This window comes from Clostridium sp. 1001283B150210_160208_E6, assembly GCF_015669365.1.
Classification (GTDB): domain Bacteria; phylum Bacillota; class Clostridia; order Clostridiales; family Clostridiaceae; genus Clostridium; species Clostridium paraputrificum.
Window position 1 is genome coordinate 233,462 of record NZ_JADPAA010000002.1, and the last position, 18,732, is coordinate 252,193.

The window sequence follows — 18,732 nt, forward strand, 5'->3', positions numbered from 1 at the left end:
CCCTCTTCCTTTTCTAATTTATTCGTCTAAATCCTCTTGCATTAAAAGTTCATATGTCTCTGCAACTAGATTAAATTCCTCATCATTATCTATAGTCATATAACTTTCGTTACCTTCTTCATCCTTTACAAACTTAAGTACATAAGCTTCCTCTACATCTAAATCTGCTGGAGTAACAACAACATACTCTTGGTTAGTATCCTCTATTTTAAAGAAAGTAATTACTCTCATTTTTTCTTCCTTACCTTCTTCGTTTAATAAATATATAAATTCAAGTTCTTTTACCATTTTTATATCTCTCCTTTTTGTTTATTTTAAAATTTCTTCATGGACATTGTCAATAATAATTTTCAATTGGGAATTTTATTTCATATTTGATAACCTATCTAGATAACCTTGTAAAATATATGTAGCTGCAATTTTATCTACTATCTTTTTTCTCTTGCCTCTTGAAAGATCAGCTTCTAACATTGCTCTATGTGCAGCAACTGTTGTAAGCCTCTCATCCCAAAGTTCAATTTTACATTCTACAGAATCCTTTAATAGTTCTGTAAACTCCATTATTTTCTCTCCTGCAAAACCAATTGAACCATTCATGTTTTTAGGTAATCCAACTACTATAGTCTCTACAACATATTCTTTACATAAATTTATAATTTCATTTATGTCTTCTTCTTTTTTCTTTCTTCTTATTGTTGTAATACCTTGGGCAGTAAATCCTAAGGGATCTGATATTGCTACCCCAATAGTTTTTTGCCCTATATCTAAGCCAAGTATTCTCATTTTGTGCTCCTATTCTAAATATATTAAAGGTGCCCGTATAAACGGGCACCTTCTACTTAATTTCTAAATAAGATTTCATTACTTCTTCAAGAATTTCGTCTCTTTCAAGTTTTCTTACCAAAGCTCTAGCTCCGTTATAATTTGTAATGTAAGTAGGGTCTCCTGATATTAGATAACCAACAAGTTGATTTATAGGATTATAACCTTTCTTCTGTAAAGAATCATAAACCTCTGTCAATATAGCTTTTGTTAATGCTTCCTTATTTTTTTGTACATCAAATTGCATTGTATGTTCTATATTTTTACTCATTTTCGTCGTTGCCTAAAGTGCAACTCCACCCCCTTACATATTGTTAAGGAAATTATATTTCATCATTAATAATATAACCACTTTTTATGTTTCTATTCATATATAATTATACATTATTTAATTGGAAATGTATACTACTTTACTAAAGATTCTACTATTTCATAAACCTTATCCACTGCTTCATTTATCTTTTCAGGGTTCTTACCGCCGGCTTGAGCCATATCTGGTCTACCGCCTCCCCCTCCTCCAACTATTGAAGCAACTTCTTTTATTACCTTTCCACAATGTACACCTAATTGAACGCTATCCTTAGTAGCCATTGCAACTAAATTAACTTTTCCACCTACATTACTAATAAGTACCACTATGCCTGACTGAACTTTGTCTCTTATTTTGTCTGCTAAATCTCTTAAAGCATTTCCATCAACATCCTCTAACGCATATGAAACAACCTTAACTCCATTTACTTCTTTAACAGAATTTAAAATATCATCTTCAGCTCCCATAGTTAACTTACTCTTAAGTTCAGAAATTTCTCTCTCTTTTTCCTTAAGTTCAGCATTACTATTAGAAATTCTATTTAGTATTTCCTTTTCACTACATTTTAAAGCATGACAAGCATCTATAAGAAGCTTTTGTTTATCTTCAACATATTTAATTGCATTAAATCCTGTTAAAGCTTCAATTCTTCTAATTCCAGCTGCAACACCAGCTTCACTAACTATCTTAAATAGTCCTATTTCACCAGAATTATGCACATGAGTTCCACCACAAAGTTCTTTAGAGAATTCTCCAACACCTACTACTCTTACCTTATCGCCATATTTATCGTCGAATAAAGCCATTGCTCCTGATTCCCTTGCTTCATCTAGTGTCATTAAATTAGTTCCAACATTATAAACTTCCATAATCTTTTCATTTACTAATGTTTCTACCTTTTCTAACTCTTCCTTACTTAATCCTTGGAAGTGAGTAAAGTCAAATCTTAATCTTTCATCATCTACATGTGAACCAGCTTGATTAATATGATCTCCAACAACCTTCTTTAATGCACTGTGTAGCATATGAGTTGCTGTATGGTTCTTACAAATGTTACTTCTTCTAATTCTATTTACTTCTAAAGTAACCTTTGAACCTACTTTAACAGTTCCTTCTTCAACTTTAATATATTGAACAGTCTTACCACCAACATTTTTCTTTGTGTCAAATACAACTATCTTAAATCCTTCACCATGGATTATACCTTTATCTCCAACTTGACCACCCATTTCAGCATAAAATGGTGTCTTATCTGAAACTAAGTATCCTTTTTCCCCTTCTGATAATTCTTCTCTAAATTCATTATCATCAGCTAAAACTAATACTTTACCTTCGCAAGTAAGAGTTTCATATCCTAAGAATTCACTTTCTACTGCGGCATCAATCTTATTTATTGGAAGTTCATCACTACCCATGTAAGAAGATTCCCCTCTTGCATTTCTAGCTCTTGTTCTTTGGTCTTCCATTTCTTTATCAAAAGCTTCTCTATCAACTTTTAATGACTTTTCTTCACATATTTCCTCTGTAAGTTCATATGGGAACCCAAATGTATCATAAAGCTTAAATGCCTTTTCTCCATCAAGAGTATCTTTTCCTTCTTTAATTAATTCATCAATATATCCAAGTAAGATATTCATTCCTGAATCAATAGTTTCATTAAATCTTTCCTCTTCTAATGTAACCATCTTCTTAATATAATCTTGGTTTTCTTTTAATTCTGGATAAGCTGGTGCATAGTTTTCTACTACTGAATCAACTACATCCTTTAAGAATATACCCTTAATTCCAAGTAATCTTCCATGTCTTGCAGCTCTTCTAAGAAGTCTTCTAAGTACATAACCTCTTCCTTCATTGCTTGGTGATACACCATCAGATATTAGCATAGTTACAGCTTTTACATGGTCAGTAATTATTCTTAAAGATACATCCTTATTAGAATCTTCTCCATACTTAACTCCTGACAATTCACTTACCTTAGCTAAAATATTTTTAACTGTATCTATTTCAAATATGTTATCTACTCCTTGCATTATAGTTGCAATTCTTTCTAATCCCATTCCAGTATCTATGTTAGGATGCTCTAATCTATTGTAATTCCCTTCTTCGTCCTTATCAAATTGTGTAAATACTAAGTTCCAGAACTCAACTACTCTATCTTCATCTGCAGCCTTTAGGAAGTCTTCTACATTAGTTATTACACCTTCACCTCTATCAAAGTGAATTTCTGTACAAGGTCCACATGGTCCAACTCCAATTTCCCAGAAATTATCATCCTTACCTAATCTAAAAATTCTATTGGGATCCACATCAGTTTTGCTCTTCCAAATTTCAAAAGCTTCATCATCTTCTAAGTATATAGTTACATAAAGCTTATCCTTTGGAATTTGAAGTACCTCTGTAATAAACTCCCAAGCCCATGGAATTATTTCTTCTTTAAAATAGTCACCAAAAGAGAAGTTTCCAAGCATTTCAAAGAAAGTACCATGTCTTGAAGTCTTACCTACGTTTTCAATATCACCTGTTCTAATGCATTTTTGACAAGTTGTTACTCTTCTTCTTGGTGGTTCTTGAAGACCTGTAAAATATGGCTTAAGAGGAGCCATTCCAGCATTTATTAATAATAAACTTTTATCATTCTTAGGAACTAAAGAAAAACTCTTCATTCTTAAGTGATCTTTACTTTCAAAGAACTTTAAAAACTCTTCTCTTAGATCGTTTGTTCCAATATTTTTCATATTAATTACCTCCATCTAAATTTAAATATAAAAAAATCCCTTCATCCCTATAAACAAGGGACGAAAGGCTAAACTTCCGCGGTACCACCCTAATTATGCACAAAAATAAAGTGCATCACTTAGTATACTTATAGCTCCAAGGCAGCTTCGAAACTTTTTCTAGAAAGTTTTCACCAACCACTTTCTCTCTAAATAGAAAAACAAAATCTACTAATCCTCTTCACAGCTTAATATTAATTTTTCATCTCAAATTATATTTTATATAGAGAATTATGTCAATATTTTTGTATTCTTTGTTGATCACTTCTAAAATATATAGTAATTTATATCTTCATATATAACCTTAATGATAACCCCTATTGGAACAGCTAATATCATACCAACAAATCCACAAAAGCTTTCTCCTATAAGTAGCAGTATTATAATGACTAAAGGATGCATATTGGTACTATTTCCTGTAATCTTTGGAGATAGAATATTACCTTCTACCTGTTGAATTATTAAGATAGCTAATGCAGCCCATAACGCTTTAGTGGGAGATTCTAATAATGCTATAAAAACTACTGGCACTGCTCCAAAGATAGGACCAAAGTAAGGTATTATATTAAAAACTCCATTTAATATAGATAGCCATAAAGGAAATTTTACTCTTATCAAAATCAAAGCTATAAATGTTATTATACCAACTATTAAGGATAATAATAACTGCCCTACAATATAACTTTCTAATAACTTATTTATATCCTTAATAATCTTTTTAACTAGTTCCCTTTTTTTAATTGGTATAAGCAAAGAACATTTATTCCATATAAATTCATCATCTGCTAAAAAGTAATATGTAATAACTGGCACTACTGCAAAGCTCATAATATTCTCACTAAATGCAATAATATACTCCACTATACTTCCTGAAAGCCCATTTATAAATGAGGATATTCTTTCTCTACCATCTTCATACAAGAACTTGAGAAAGGTAGAGTTTCCTATGTTAGACGTAAGAAAAAAATCTTCTATAGAATCCGTTAATTTATTTATCATTGGCCCAATATTATTCATTTCTTTAAACATTGTAGGTATTAATAATACGATAGAAAGTATAGCTATTATTAGTATGCCTAAAATAATTATCAAAGCTACCTTTTTCTCTTTTATCTTAGTATGTTTTGCAATATATATTTTTAAAGGCTTTAATATGTAAGCTATAATAAAGGATAGAAGTACTAAATTAAATATTTTTCTTATATTTAAATTAAATATATATACGGCTATTAAAACTAGAAATAATACACCTATACTAAGTTTTATAATTATATTTTTATGCTTTTTTATAATATTCATTATTCTTCACTTCATGAGGTATATTTTTAACTACTACATTAGAATCACCTAGATACAAAATGCAATCCTCACCTAAAACAGACTGATTAATTAAAATAACTTCACGTCCATATATCAATTTATCAATTATTCCTGCCCCAACTACTATACCTTTTATAGAATAATCATCCTCTTTTATTAAAACATCCTCAACAACGCCTTTAATAGTTCCATACCTATTAATTACTTCCATTCCTATTATCTCAGTTATCTTTAATCCTTCTCCTTTTATACATTCCTTTACTAATATATCATCATCTATATTTAGGACTTCATCAATTGGAGTGTAATTATTCTTCAACTTCAATGAGTAACTCCCTACTGATAGCCCCATTACCTTCCCCTTATAGAAGTCAATAAATATATCTCTTACAGAACCTAATTTCTTTCCTTTTATATCATATACTGTCTTATAAAAAAAATCCTTAATTCTATACATCTCGATTCCCCTTTCATTAAGTACAGGAATAGTTTACCCATTATGGTATTTTTGATACAAAAAAAAGAAACAGTACTAGTAATAATTTTACTAATACTGTCTCTTTTATTTCAGCTATAATATTTTTTCAATTATTCCCCCGCCAACTACAATATTACCGTCATAAAATACTACTGACTGTCCTTTTGTAATAGCTCTTTGTTTATCTTTAAATGATACTCTAACTTTACCATTCTTTTCAGGATATAAAACTGCCTCTGCTGGTCTTGCAGAATATCTAACCTTTGCAGTTACTTTTAACTCACCCTCTAAATTATCAAAAGGAATGAAATTAATATCCTTAGCTAATAAATCTGTTTTAAATATATCTTCTTCAGGACCAATTACAACTTCATTTGTCTTTGGTCTAATATCAGTTACAAAAACAGGTCTTCCTAAGGATAATCCTAATCCTTTTCTTTGACCAATAGTATAATATACTATTCCTTTATGTCTTCCTAATACATTACCTTCTTTATCAACAAAGTTTCCTGGTTTTATTTTCCCAGGCTTAGCTTCTAAGATAAATCTTCCATGGTCATTATCGGGAATAAAACATATTTCTTCACTATCTTTTTTGTTATGAACAGCTAATCCTATTTCCTTAGCTATTTCTCTTATTTTATCCTTAGTATATTCTCCACAAGGCATTAATGTATGTTCTAATTGATCTTGTGTAAAATTATATAAAGCATAAGTTTGGTCTTTCTTATCATCATCAGATTTAATTAGAAGGTATCTTCCATCTTCTTCTACAATCTTAGCATAGTGTCCTGTTGCAACATATTCTGCACCTATACCTCTAGCTTTTCTAAGTAAAGCATCAAACTTTATATGTTTATTACAAGCAATACATGGATTAGGAGTTTTTCCAACCATATATTCATCTATAAAATAATCAATTACCTTTTCTTTAAATACATCTTTAAAATTTAACACATAAAAAGGTATACCTATTCTGTCACAAACTCTTCTAGCATCTTCTACAGCAGAAAGTGAACAACATCCACCTTCATTTTCTATAGTTTCATCATTGTCTGGTGACATTCTTAAAGTTATACCTATAACATCATATCCTTGTTCTTTTAAAAGATAAGCAGCGACGGAGCTATCAACTCCGCCACTCATACCTACAACTACTTTTTTCTTCATAGACTACTCCTATTCTTCTCCATGAACGTGATCGTGTAAATCATCTCCATGTTCTTCGAAATCCCAAAGTTCCATTCCTTTGCTCTTTCTGTAGTCGTTAATTGCCTTGTGTATAGCTTCTTCTGCTAATACTGAACAGTGCATTTTTACTGGTGGAAGTCCATCTAAAGCTTCTGCAACTGCTTTGTTTGATAACTCCCAAGCTTCATCTATATGTTTACCTTTAATTAGTTCAGTTGCCATTGATGATGATGCTATAGCAGAACCACAACCAAATGTCTTAAACTTAACATCCTCTATAATTCCATTGTCATTTACTTTTAAGTAAATTTTCATTATATCTCCGCACTTAGCGTTTCCTACTTCACCTACGCCATTTGCATCTTCAATTTCTCCTACGTTTCTTGGATTTCTGAAATGATCCATAACCTTATCTGTATATATCATAATTATCTTACTCCTCTCTTAATGAAATCTTCCCATAATGGTGACATATCTCTTAATCTTTGAATAATTGGTGGTAATACTTCTATTACATAGTTAACATCTTCTTCTGTTGAACCATCACCTAATGTTAATCTTAATGATCCATGAGCTTTTTCATGTGGAAGTCCTATAGATAATAGAACATGTGATGGATCAAGTGATCCTGATGTACATGCACTACCACTTGAAGCACAAACTCCTTCAAAGTCTAATGAAAGTAATATAGATTCTCCTTCAATAAATTCAAATCCAATATTAACGTTACCTGGTAATCTCTTATCACCAGTTGGTCCATTAAGCTTTGAATATGGAATCTTTAATAAACCCTCTATTAATTTATCTCTTAAATCTGTCATTTTATTTACGTGTTCTTCTAGGTTTTCAGTAGCAAGTTCAATAGCTTTTCCAAGACCTACGATACCAGCAATATTTTCAGTACCTGCTCTTCTAGCTCTTTCCTGTCCACCACCGTGAATTAAGTTGTGTATTCTAACACCTTTCTTTATGTAAAGAGCTCCTACACCCTTTGGTCCATATATCTTATGTCCTGCTAAAGATAACAAATCAATATTCATATCCTTAACATCAATTTCTATATTACCAATTGCTTGAACAGCATCAGTATGGAATAAAACCTTCTTTTCTCTACATATAGCTCCAATTTCTTTAATTGGTTCAATAGTACCTATTTCATTATTAGCAAACATTACAGAAACTAAAATTGTTTTATCTGTAATTGCATTTCTTACATCTTCTGGATTAACAAAACCTTCGCTATCAACATCTAGATATGTAACTTCAAATCCGTTCTTTTCTAAATATTCACATGTATGCAATACAGCATGATGCTCAATTTTAGTTGTTATTATATGGTTACCTTTATTCTTATAAGCTGAAGCTATCCCTTTAATTGCCCAGTTATCAGCTTCTGAGCCTCCACCCGTAAAGTATACTTCATTAATATCACAATTAAGTGCTTTTGAAACTTGGCCTCTAGCCTTATCTACAGCTCTCTTAGTAATTCTTGATATTTCATAAAATGAAGATGGGTTACCAAATTTACCTGTGAAGTATGGTAACATTTCTTCTAGAACCTCTGGCTTAACAAAAGTTGTTGCAGCATAATCCATATATACTGTATTCATGTTTCTTCACCTCTATATTTTAAGTTTTAATGATTCGTTATTTGTCTTGATTCTTTCATAGTCATTTACTATATCTTGAAGAGTTACTGACTTCATTACATCATCAATACTGTTTTTAATCTTTGCCCAAAGTAATCTTGTAGCACAGCAATCAAGATTATCACAAGAAACACCATCAATGCATTCAGCAATTTCAATTGGTCCTTCAAGTACATACATAATTTCAGCTACAGTAATATCTTTAGGTTCCCTACTTAAAACATACCCTCCTTGAGCACCTCTAATACTTGTTATTAGCTTTGCTTTTCTTAAAGGAGAAAATAATTGTTCTAAATAATATTCAGATATATTTTGTCTTTTTGAAATAGTTTTAATTGATAAAGGCGCTCCACCATAATTAATAGCAAGTTCAACCATTGCTTTTACTCCATAACGCCCCTTAGTTGAAAGTTTCATTCTCTTCACCTCTTAATGTTGAGTAAATTACTATGCTTTATATTTCATATCATAGCAAAACACTCGGACTTTGTCAATAATCTAAATACATCATTATTTACTTTACTTAAATATAATTCTATAATTAAATGTAATAATATGTAAGGAGGTCTCTATGAAGAAGAAATTATTAATATCTGCATCTATTGCACTTATACTATGTTTAAGCTTATTTATATCCTATAAAAATATAACAAAAAATAACTCTAATAATAATTCTAATGTAAATGATGAAGTCTCTAATAGTTCTGCTACAAACTTAAACAATACATATAATAGTAACAAAAATATTATTATGTACTTTCCTAATTGGGGAGTTTACAGTGAATCTCACAACAATCTTACTGTTGGAGATATTCCTTGGGACAAGGTTACAGTTATAAATCATGCTTTCTTTACTGTATCTAAAGACTTTAAATTAGAGTCTACAGATAAGGATGCTGATTTTGAAAAATCCTTTCCTAATTCAGAAGGATGGGATCAAGGCCAACTTAGAGGACATATTGGTGAATACAAATACTATAAATCTAAATATCCTAATGTAAAAGTTCTTATATCTGTTGGTGGTTGGACACGTGGAGAAAATTTTCATGATATGGCTAAAACAAAGGAAAACAGAAAAATATTTATTGATAGTATAATAGATTTCTTAAAAAAATATCCCTTTATTGATGGTATAGATATAGACTGGGAGTATCCTGGAGAAAACCGCGAAAAAGACCCTAATGATGAATATAATAAAGGTTGTCCTGGCGGTCCAGAAGATAAAGAAAACTTCACCCTTTTACTTAAAGAAATAAGACAAGCTTATGATGATAACAATCTTCCTGATAAAATGCTTACTATAGCTAACACTGGGAATTACGAAAAGCTTCAACTTCAAGAGCCTGATAAATATATAGAATACTTAGATTTCATTAATGTAATGACTTACGATTTTCATGGTGCCTTTGAAACCCAAACCAATCACCATGCTCCTATCTACTACAATGAGAACGACCCTACTAGATATAATAAATATACTTTTTGTGCAGAGGATGCAATGAAAATGTATGTTAAGGAATACAACATTCCTACTGAAAAACTAAATGTAGGATCCCCATTCTATTCAAGAGGATGGAGTGAAGTAGATGATTCTACTGGTAAAAACGGTTTGTTTTCAACTGCTACAAAAGCATATAAAGGTTCATGGGATAGCGCAACAAGCCCTGGTGGTCAAATACCATGGTTTCAAATAAAAGAAATGGAAAACAAAGACGGATGGAAAAAGTACTGGGATGATAAAGCTAAAGTTCCTTATTTATATAATAAGGATTTAAAATCTATGATTACATATGAGGATGAAAAGTCCCTAAAAGAAAGGTGTAACTTTGTAATAAAGAATAATTATGGAGGAATAATTGTCTGGGAAATAACTGGTGATGATAAGAGCAAAAACTTCCCTCTAACCACTCTTCTATGGGAAAGCCTTGGTAAAACAACTGAAACTTCTACTGAGAATAATTCATCTATTAAAGATAATGAAGAAAATATTAATGAAGAAGTTATGAATAACAATTTAGATGGTTTTAATATAAACTTTGAAGTAACTTCAGATTGGACTTCTGGTGCAAATTGGTCTATGACTATTGAGAACAATAGTGGTAAGGATATTTCTTCATGGAAAGTATCCTTTGATTTTGACAAGAAGATTTCTCAATGTTGGGAAGGAGTACTTTCATCCTCTGGTAATACCTACACTATATCCAACCCAAGTTGGGGAGGAAGTATTAAAGATGGTAGCTTCATTACAGTAAATGGAGCTTGTGAAGGTAATTCCAAGGACCTTAAAATTAAAAATATTAAAATAGAAGTGAACTAAAATAAAAGGAGATATTGCAAACTATGTTTAGCTATATCTCCTTAATTTCTATTTTCCTTTAACTTTATCCCAATAATCCTTAGAGGTTCTTTCCATCTTATTATCTCCATACTCATAATATACCTTATCTTTAATATTATTAGGTAAATACTGTTGTTTAACATAATGGTTAGGATAAATATGAGGATATTTATATTCCACTCCTCTACCTAATTTTGATGCTCCAGAATAATGTGCATCTTTCAAATGAGGTGGTATATCATCAATAGATAGATTATCTAAATCCTTTAAGGCACTATCTATTGCATTAATTGCTGAATTTGATTTTGGTGATGTAGCCAGTAGTATAGTTGCCTCAGCTAGTGGAATCCTAGCTTCTGGAAAACCTAACTCCCTTGCTGAATCCACTAATGATTTTACTATTAAAGCCCCTTGAGGATATGCCAATCCTATATCCTCTGCTGCTATAACTTGAAGTCTTCTGCATATTGAAATCAAATCACCTGCTTTTATAAGTCTTGCTAAATAATGAATTGCACCATCTGGGTCACTCCCCCTTATTGACTTTTGAAAAGCACTTAAATAATCGTAATGGCTATCTCCATTCATATCATAGGCAACTACCTTTGTTTGAGTAGAATCTCTTGCAATTTCCTCATCTATATATACTACTCCATCCTCATTAGGATTAGTTGACCTAATGGCCACCTCTAAACCATTAATAGATTTTCTTACATCTCCATTTGATGCTCTTGCAAAATAGTCTAAGGCTCCATCAGTTACTTCTAAAGAAATTTCAGTATAGTCCTTTTGTTCAATTTGAATTGCTCTACTTAAGGCCTTTTTTATATCATCCTCACCTAAAGGTTTAAACTCAAAAATAGTAGATCTACTTAATAAGGCTTTAAACACGTAATGATATGGGTTTTCTGTAGTTGAAGCTATTAAAGTAATTCTACCATCCTCTATGTATTCTAATAGTGACTGCTGCTGCTTTTTATTAAAATTCTGAATCTCATCTAGATACAGTAATACCCCTTCTCTTCCCATAAATGTATCTAAGTCCTTACAAATATCTTGAATATCTTTTAAAGAGGCATTTGTAGCATTTAGTTTATAAAACTGTTTATTGGCTTTTTTTGCAATTATATTAGCTACAGTGGTCTTTCCTATACCTGGTGGGCCATAAAAAATCATGTTACTTATAGCTCCACTTTTCACCATTCTATCTAATATTCTATTTTCACCTAATATATGTTTCTGACCACATACATCCTTAAGTTCTGTGGGTCTAATCTTATCTGCTAATGGTTTATACATCTCTATCTCTACCTTTACTTTAAATATATATAAATCATATCATAATTTAACACATGAATAAAACTCCTACATTTTCATATAGGAGTTTACATTTTAAACAAATAAAGTTCTATCACTAAGCTCATCTTTAATATGAACTTTTTCAAAAAGTTGCATTAACTTATCAGTTGAATCTAATTCTTCCCTCTCTTTTCCCTTAACATCTATAACTATATTTCCTCTATGCATCATAAACAATCTATTTCCAGAATCTATAGCATGCTTTAAATTGTGAGTTACCATTAAAGTAGTTATCCCTCTTTCTTTAACTATCTTTTTAGTAATCTCCATTATCTTTTCTGATGTCTTAGGGTCTAAGGCTGCTGTATGCTCATCTAATAATAATAACTTAGGATTTGACATTACAGCCATTAAAAGTGTTAAAGCTTGTCTTTGTCCACCAGATAATAGTTCAACTTTATTATAAAGCTTATCCTCTAAACCTAAATTTAGCTCTTTAAGAAGTTCCTTATAGGCCTCTATTCTCTTTTTATTAATTCCCAAAGATAAACCATATTTTTTTCCCTTATTATCTGCAAGTGAAAGATTTTCTAATATAGTCATTTTAGGTGCTACCCCAAAGGATGGATTTTGATATACTCTACCAATCTCCTTGCACCTATAAAACTCTTCCTTACTAGATACATTTTCTCCATCAATATATATAGTTCCAGAATCCTGTTCTATGGATCCTGCAATGATGTTTAATAAAGTAGATTTTCCAGCTCCATTAGAACCTATAATAGTAACAAAATCACCTTTATCAATTTCTACTGATAATTTATCAAACACCTTATTTTCATTTATACTATTAGGATTGAATACTTTCGATAGCTGCTTGATCTTCAGCATTTTCTTCAGCACCACCCTTCACTTCAGTTTTTTTCTTTTTAAATAGTCCATTTTGTGTACTTAATGCAATAACTAGTACCCCTGCTGTTAAAAGATTTAAAAGATTTGGATTTAACTTCATCTTCAATGCTACAGAAATAGCAAAGTAATATATTACAGTGCCTATAATAGCTTGAGTTGTAGATTTAACTACCTTAAACCTTCCTAATAATGATGTACCTATTATTACACAAGCTAGTCCTTTTACCACTACGCCAGTACCCATACCAACATCAGCATATCCGTTATACTGTGCTGTAAGTCCTCCAGCCAAAGCAACTAACCCATTACTTAACATAAGACCTATTATCTTTATATTATTTTTGTTAACTCCAAGAGAAGTAACAACTTGCTCGTTATCCCCTACAGCAAATAGTAAAAAACCAACCTTCGTTTTCATAAAAACATCTAATAAAATCTTAAATATAATCAAAAGTACAGCAACAATAAGTAATGTTGTAAATAGTCCACTTACTTCTGAGAATATGTAAGTTGTTTGAAATAATGGGGTATTTGATTTATTACCCATAACCAATAGGTTAACTGAATAAAGCCCTATCATTACTAATATACCAGACATTAAATTCGTTATCTTTAGCTTTACATGCAAGAATGCTGTAATAAATCCTGCTATAGCACCTCCTAGGGCCGATGCAATAACTGCTATCCATGGATTTACTCCATTTACTAAAAGAATAGCCGATATACATGCTCCTAAAGGATAAGTACCATCAACTGAAAGATCAGGAAAGTCTAATATCTTGTAAGTGATAAATACTCCCATTGCTACCAAACCAAATAATGAAGCTTGCTCTAAGACATTGATAGCTATTTTAAGAATATCCACTACTTAACGCCTCCTGTAACCTTCTTTGCTGAATCTAAAATATTTTGAGGTATTGTAATACCTAGCTTTTTAGCTACATCTGTATTTACTGTTATTGCAAGTTCTTTCATAGTTTCAATTTCAATATCTTGAGGGTTCTTTCCATCTAATATTTCTGCTGCCTTATAACCTGCCATCTTTCCAAGTTCATAGTAATCTATTCCCTTTGAAAGTAATCCACCTTTTTCAACCACTGCTGGCTCTGCTCCAATTACAGGCTTATTTGCTTTTAATGCTATTTGTGCAACTAATTCATAAGAAGCTGCAACATTATTATCTGTTGGAGCATATAAAACATCTATATCTCCCATAGCATTAGATAACACTTGGTTTATTTCGTTTATATTAGCAACACCTATCTTCTTAATTTTCAAATTGTATTTAGCTGCTAATAATTCTAATTCATTCACTTGATTTACTGAATTTGTTTCAGATGTTGTATAAACTACACCTAAAGTTTTAGCATTAGGCAAAACTTCTTTTAGCAAAGCTAATTGTTCATCTATATTTGCCATATCTGATGTTCCAGTTGTATTGCAATCTGAACTCTTCCAATCCTTAGCTAGTCCATCATTTACCGGATTTGTAACTGCACTAAATACAATTGGAATATCCTTTGTAGCATTATAACAAGCCTGTGCTGTTGGTGTAGCTATAGCAAATATCAAATCCTTTTTTGCTGATACAAATTGCCCTGCTATTTGTTGTGCAGTATCTTGTTTACCTGAAGCATTTTGTTGTTCGATTTCAATGTTTTCTCCATCTTTATATCCTTTTTCAGCTAGTCCATCAATAAAACCCTTATTAGCTTGATCTAATGCATCATGCTGAATAAGTTGAATTATCCCTACCTTTTTCTTTACTGTTTCTTTTTCATTTTCATTCTCTCCGCCACATCCTACAAGTAAAGATGCACCTAAAAGACCGCATAGCAATAAAGCTATCTTCTTTTTTCCTACCATAATACCATCCTCCTAAATTTTTACACCTTAAATTCCACCAAACCACTACAAGCAAATATCTATTTCTTAAAAAAAGTCTATATTCTTTGCTTATTACTACTATATTACATTCATTTAATCTAAATATATTAATTATTTAAGGTATATGTTAATAATTTATAAAATACTTTTGTTTATAATACCATAATTTATCAGCATTGTAAATATTACTCACGCTGTGCTGTTGTATTATTTTTATATGTGTGTAAAATAATACTTATTATAAAAAAGGAGAGATATTATGAATTTTGAAGACTTACTAAATGACTTTTTATCATGGTCATTAAAAAACGGAATAAAATTAATACTAGGTATTATAATTCTTGTGGTTGGTTGGAAGCTTATAAAGAAAGTTATTACTACTTTAAATAACTTTTTAGAAAAAAAGGGATTTGATTCTACCCTTCATTCTTTTTTAGATGCTTTAATAAATATCGCATTGAAAACTCTACTTATTTTTGTAGTTCTTCAATTTATGGGTATAGAAATAGCAGGTCTTGCTGCTATAGTTGCATCTGCAGGTTTCACTATTGGTCTTGCCCTTCAAGGAAGCTTATCAAACTTTTCTGGTGGAGTAATACTATTATTAATGAGACCATTTAAAGTTGGAGATTATATAGAAACTTCAGGGCATTCTGGTACTGTTGAAAATATAAAAATATTTTATACCCATTTAGTTACTCCAGATAATAAGGAGATTATGATTCCAAATGGTACAATTGCAAACAACAGTATGATTAATTACACAAATAAAGATACTAGAAGAGTTGATTTAACTTTTGGGGTAGGATATGAAGATGACATACTTCATGTAAAACAAACATTATTTAAGATCATAGAAGCAAATGATAAAATTTTAAATCATCCAGAACCTTTTGTAAGTATTTGTGAGCATGGACCAAGTTCTCTTAACTTTGTTGTAAGAGTTTGGACAAAAACAGAAGATTATTGGAATGTATATTTCTACTTACTTGAAGAAGCTAAGATAAAATTCGACGAAGAAAAAATTAACATACCATATCCTCAAATGGATATTCATATGAAATAATATAATAAGAGAGTGAAGTTTTCTAAACCTCACTCTCTTATTATATTAGCTTTATATTTGCAAGATGAGAATTCTCCCTCAAATACTCATGTTCCTCTTCATAATTTGGCATTATGTTCTTTACTAAAGCCCAGTAATCTTTAGAATGATTTTTATGAATCATATGACACAATTCATGAATAACAACATAATCAATAGCTTCATTCCTAAACATTATAAGTTTTGAATTAAACACCAACACATTGTCATAAGAACAACTTCCCCATCTGCTTTTTAACTTTTTAACCTTAATATCTTTAGGAATAATATCAAATAAACCTTTATACCTAATTACTTTTTCTTTTACTACTCTTAAAGTTTCTCTCTTTAAATATTCTTCTAAAACTTTCATAGCATTTTCTTTGGCTATAACATTTACCACAAATTTATCATTAAAAAATGCAATAAAATTTCTTTTCAAAAAAGGTTGTTCAATAATTTCTATAGAGTATTTTTTTCCTAAATACATAATTTTATTTACTTCTAACTCTTCTCTACTATTAATCTCCTTTATTTTTCTTGATATCCATTCACTTTTGGATTTTACAACTCTTTCTATGGTGTCCTCACTTGTATTATTAGGAACACTAACTTTAATATTTCCTTCTACATCAATAGAAATTGATATAGACTTTTTCTTCTTATAAATTACTTCATACTTTATCTTACTCATATTAATAATAATAAAATAAGTTGGAATAATTAACAATATAAAAAAGGTGGGGGGATATTTATATATTTATATATTTATATATTTATATATTTATATATTTATATATTTATATATTTTTATATTTTTATATTTATAACAATATATAAATATTTCTTTTTAGGTTAATAAGCTTTAATCAATTAAAATCTCTCTATACATATAGAATTTTACTAAATCTATCCCAGATATCCTTTTTTAATCTATAGTTTTCTAAAAATAAAAGAAGGATAATAAACCTATCCTTCTACCAACATAATTAATCTATATTAATTCTGCCTAGTCAATTTAATGCTCTAAATGTATCGTTTTTCCTTTCTGCCCTTCTTCTAAGGCTCTTCTATGCTTTACTAAATCTGTTTTTATCATTACAGTTTCAATCACGATATATTTTAAATAATCTCTAAGATTAAACCAATAATGTCCTGCTGATTCAACACCTGCTCTATATTGAAAAATTTATAATAAAAAGTATATATTAGTATCTTTAATAAATCCATATTAATTTTCTCCAAAAACGAAGGAGCTGTATCAGATTGAATTAATAAATTCAGTCAGAACACATCTCCTTTTTTATTGTTATATTAAATTTCAAGTAATAGCTTACTTTAATTCAGGCCATAGTCCCTTATTAGCTGCGTATAATTCATCTAACACCTTTTTACCCACAGTGTAATTAGGCATTGTTTTGTTAAGCATCACAGCTTCTAAGGCTTTTTGGTAAGATCCAGATAATGCTGCGTCAACTGTCATTTTTTCATATGCTTTTTGCATTTCCATCAATCCTTTTTGGAAAGTTGGTATTTCACCAATATTGATGGTTTCAGCTCCCATTGAACCAATATAAGCTGGTGTCTCAACAACTGCTTCTGGATCAAAATTAGAGATTGCACCATGATTCTTTTTATTGACTATAAATCTTTCCCTAGTATTATGAATAATCGCATAAGCAATATCTACAATATAATTGCCATGAACTCCTGCATGTAGTGAAGAATCCTTAGCCGACCCTTCTGAAATCACTCTACGACATTCATCATAAATACGTTTTTCCCTACCTTGCATTACATAATCTCCACGAGTAAACGAAACGTCATCATGCGCAACCATTTCATCTGGAGTCAAATAATACTGTAAGTAACAATTAGGGAAATACTCTGGGAATCTTTTAAATAGACTAATCATTTGTTTATAAGTGTTCACCCAATATTGATCTCCAACAGTTTCATCATTTGACATTAAAAGCGTATCAATTTTACCCGAAAGAACATCTTCACGTAATTGTGGCAACAAATCAAAGCCATTTTCATCATAAACATTTGTCCACCAACCAAAATGATTCAGTCCAAAGTATTTAAAGGTTAAATCACGGTGTTCCTTATTAAAGTACTTTGCAATGGCACCTTCAATTGAAATCGGCATATCACAAATACACAAAACATTTGCATCTGGAAACTCACGATAAATTGCTTCTGATAAAATAGCCTCTGGATTTGTATAGTTTAAAATCCAAGCCTTAGGACAAATTTCTTTTACCTTTTTAACGATTTCTAAAACAGCTGGGATTACCCTCATAGCAAATGAGAATCCACCTAAACCACAAGTTTCTTGACCAACAACACCATTGTTTAAACATATTTTTTCATCAATAGCTCTTTGTTTATTCAAGCCTGGACGAATTTGCATAAATAAGAAGTCAGCACCTTTTAAAGCTTCATCAATATTTGTTGTGTATGTAACGTTTACTTTAGAGCCTAATTCCTTATAATACATTTTCGTATATTGTCCAAGCAAAGAAACTCTTTCTTCATCAATATCATATAAAACTAAATCACTTAAGTTTAATTCTTTTGCACGCTTTCTTAAAACTTCTAAAATACCAGGTGACTGAGTAGAACCGCCACCAACCATTACAAATTTATTACCCATTTTCTATCT

At 30.6% G+C, this 18,732-nt stretch carries 18 protein-coding genes and 1 other annotated feature; of the genes, 2 read left to right on the forward strand and 16 right to left on the reverse strand.

The window, feature by feature from the left end:
• Positions 1-18: 18 nt before the first annotated feature.
• From I4V16_RS03840 to I4V16_RS03885, 10 genes are all read right to left on the reverse strand, one after another.
• Positions 19-288 (reverse strand): DUF1292 domain-containing protein, encoded by a 270-nt coding sequence (locus I4V16_RS03840; RefSeq protein ID WP_027097445.1) that lies wholly within the window; start codon positions 286-288, stop codon positions 19-21.
• 75 nt (positions 289-363) lie between these two features.
• Positions 364-783, reverse strand: coding sequence for a Holliday junction resolvase RuvX (ruvX, locus tag I4V16_RS03845; RefSeq protein WP_099329815.1), 420 nt, complete (start codon positions 781-783; stop codon positions 364-366).
• A 52-nt stretch (positions 784-835) separates the two neighbouring features.
• Positions 836-1,093 carry an IreB family regulatory phosphoprotein gene (locus tag I4V16_RS03850; RefSeq protein ID WP_027097443.1) on the reverse strand — a complete coding sequence of 86 codons (258 nt, stop codon included), beginning with the start codon at positions 1,091-1,093 and terminating at the stop codon, positions 836-838.
• 134 nt (positions 1,094-1,227) lie between these two features.
• The gene (gene alaS, locus I4V16_RS03855) at positions 1,228-3,867 is read right to left on the reverse strand and encodes an alanine--tRNA ligase (RefSeq protein WP_195966524.1); all 2,640 of its coding nucleotides are present in this window, start codon (positions 3,865-3,867) and stop codon (positions 1,228-1,230) included.
• 53 nt (positions 3,868-3,920) lie between these two features.
• Positions 3,921-4,100: a binding site (T-box leader), on the reverse strand.
• A 73-nt stretch (positions 4,101-4,173) separates the two neighbouring features.
• A complete protein-coding gene (locus I4V16_RS03860) occupies positions 4,174-5,205 on the reverse strand; it encodes an AI-2E family transporter (RefSeq protein ID WP_111937878.1) in 1,032 nt (343 codons plus the stop codon).
• Positions 5,183-5,683: a PRC-barrel domain-containing protein gene (locus I4V16_RS03865; RefSeq protein WP_111937879.1), complete on the reverse strand. Its 501-nt coding sequence runs from the start codon at positions 5,681-5,683 to the stop codon at positions 5,183-5,185. The genes I4V16_RS03860 and I4V16_RS03865 overlap by 23 nt, the downstream gene beginning before the upstream one ends.
• Positions 5,684-5,797: 114 nt before the next feature.
• A complete protein-coding gene (gene mnmA, locus I4V16_RS03870; RefSeq protein ID WP_049179034.1) occupies positions 5,798-6,874 on the reverse strand; it encodes a tRNA 2-thiouridine(34) synthase MnmA in 1,077 nt (358 codons plus the stop codon).
• A gap of 9 nt (positions 6,875-6,883) precedes the next feature.
• Positions 6,884-7,321 (reverse strand): Fe-S cluster assembly scaffold protein NifU, encoded by a 438-nt coding sequence (gene nifU / locus I4V16_RS03875; protein WP_027097438.1) that lies wholly within the window; start codon positions 7,319-7,321, stop codon positions 6,884-6,886.
• A 2-nt stretch (positions 7,322-7,323) separates the two neighbouring features.
• Entirely contained in the window at positions 7,324-8,505 is a 1,182-nt protein-coding gene (nifS, locus tag I4V16_RS03880; protein ID WP_049179033.1) for a cysteine desulfurase NifS, read from the reverse strand.
• A 12-nt stretch (positions 8,506-8,517) separates the two neighbouring features.
• Positions 8,518-8,961, reverse strand: coding sequence for an Rrf2 family transcriptional regulator (locus I4V16_RS03885; RefSeq protein ID WP_049179032.1), 444 nt, complete (start codon positions 8,959-8,961; stop codon positions 8,518-8,520).
• A 154-nt stretch (positions 8,962-9,115) separates the two neighbouring features.
• Here I4V16_RS03885 and I4V16_RS03890 point away from each other — a divergent pair, with 154 nt between their 5' ends.
• Positions 9,116-10,861 carry a glycosyl hydrolase family 18 protein gene (locus I4V16_RS03890; RefSeq protein ID WP_099329813.1) on the forward strand — a complete coding sequence of 582 codons (1,746 nt, stop codon included), beginning with the start codon at positions 9,116-9,118 and terminating at the stop codon, positions 10,859-10,861.
• A gap of 48 nt (positions 10,862-10,909) precedes the next feature.
• Here I4V16_RS03890 and I4V16_RS03895 read toward each other — a convergent pair whose 3' ends face one another.
• The 4 genes from I4V16_RS03895 to I4V16_RS03910 all read right to left on the reverse strand — a co-directional run bounded on the left by I4V16_RS03895 (position 10,910) and on the right by I4V16_RS03910 (position 14,959).
• Positions 10,910-12,181 carry a replication-associated recombination protein A gene (locus tag I4V16_RS03895; protein ID WP_049179031.1) on the reverse strand — a complete coding sequence of 424 codons (1,272 nt, stop codon included), beginning with the start codon at positions 12,179-12,181 and terminating at the stop codon, positions 10,910-10,912.
• Positions 12,182-12,274: 93 nt separating this feature from the next.
• A complete protein-coding gene (locus tag I4V16_RS03900; RefSeq protein ID WP_049179030.1) occupies positions 12,275-13,072 on the reverse strand; it encodes an ATP-binding cassette domain-containing protein in 798 nt (265 codons plus the stop codon).
• Entirely contained in the window at positions 13,032-13,958 is a 927-nt protein-coding gene (locus I4V16_RS03905; protein ID WP_347707994.1) for an ABC transporter permease, read from the reverse strand. Before I4V16_RS03905 ends, I4V16_RS03900 begins: the two co-directional genes overlap by 41 nt.
• Positions 13,958-14,959: an ABC transporter substrate-binding protein gene (locus I4V16_RS03910; protein ID WP_049179029.1), complete on the reverse strand. Its 1,002-nt coding sequence runs from the start codon at positions 14,957-14,959 to the stop codon at positions 13,958-13,960. The genes I4V16_RS03905 and I4V16_RS03910 overlap by 1 nt, the downstream gene beginning before the upstream one ends.
• A gap of 280 nt (positions 14,960-15,239) precedes the next feature.
• Here I4V16_RS03910 and I4V16_RS03915 point away from each other — a divergent pair, with 280 nt between their 5' ends.
• A complete protein-coding gene (locus I4V16_RS03915) occupies positions 15,240-16,046 on the forward strand; it encodes a mechanosensitive ion channel domain-containing protein (protein WP_049179028.1) in 807 nt (268 codons plus the stop codon).
• Positions 16,047-16,086: 40 nt separating this feature from the next.
• On the opposite strand, the gene I4V16_RS03920 is transcribed toward I4V16_RS03915, so the two are convergent.
• Entirely contained in the window at positions 16,087-16,758 is a 672-nt protein-coding gene (locus I4V16_RS03920) for a SprT family zinc-dependent metalloprotease (RefSeq protein ID WP_049179027.1), read from the reverse strand.
• A gap of 639 nt (positions 16,759-17,397) precedes the next feature.
• Complete coding sequence (locus I4V16_RS03925; protein ID WP_195617499.1) at positions 17,398-18,723, reverse strand: 6-phospho-alpha-glucosidase; 1,326 nt, start codon at positions 18,721-18,723, stop codon at positions 17,398-17,400.
• Positions 18,724-18,732: the final 9 nt, after the last annotated feature.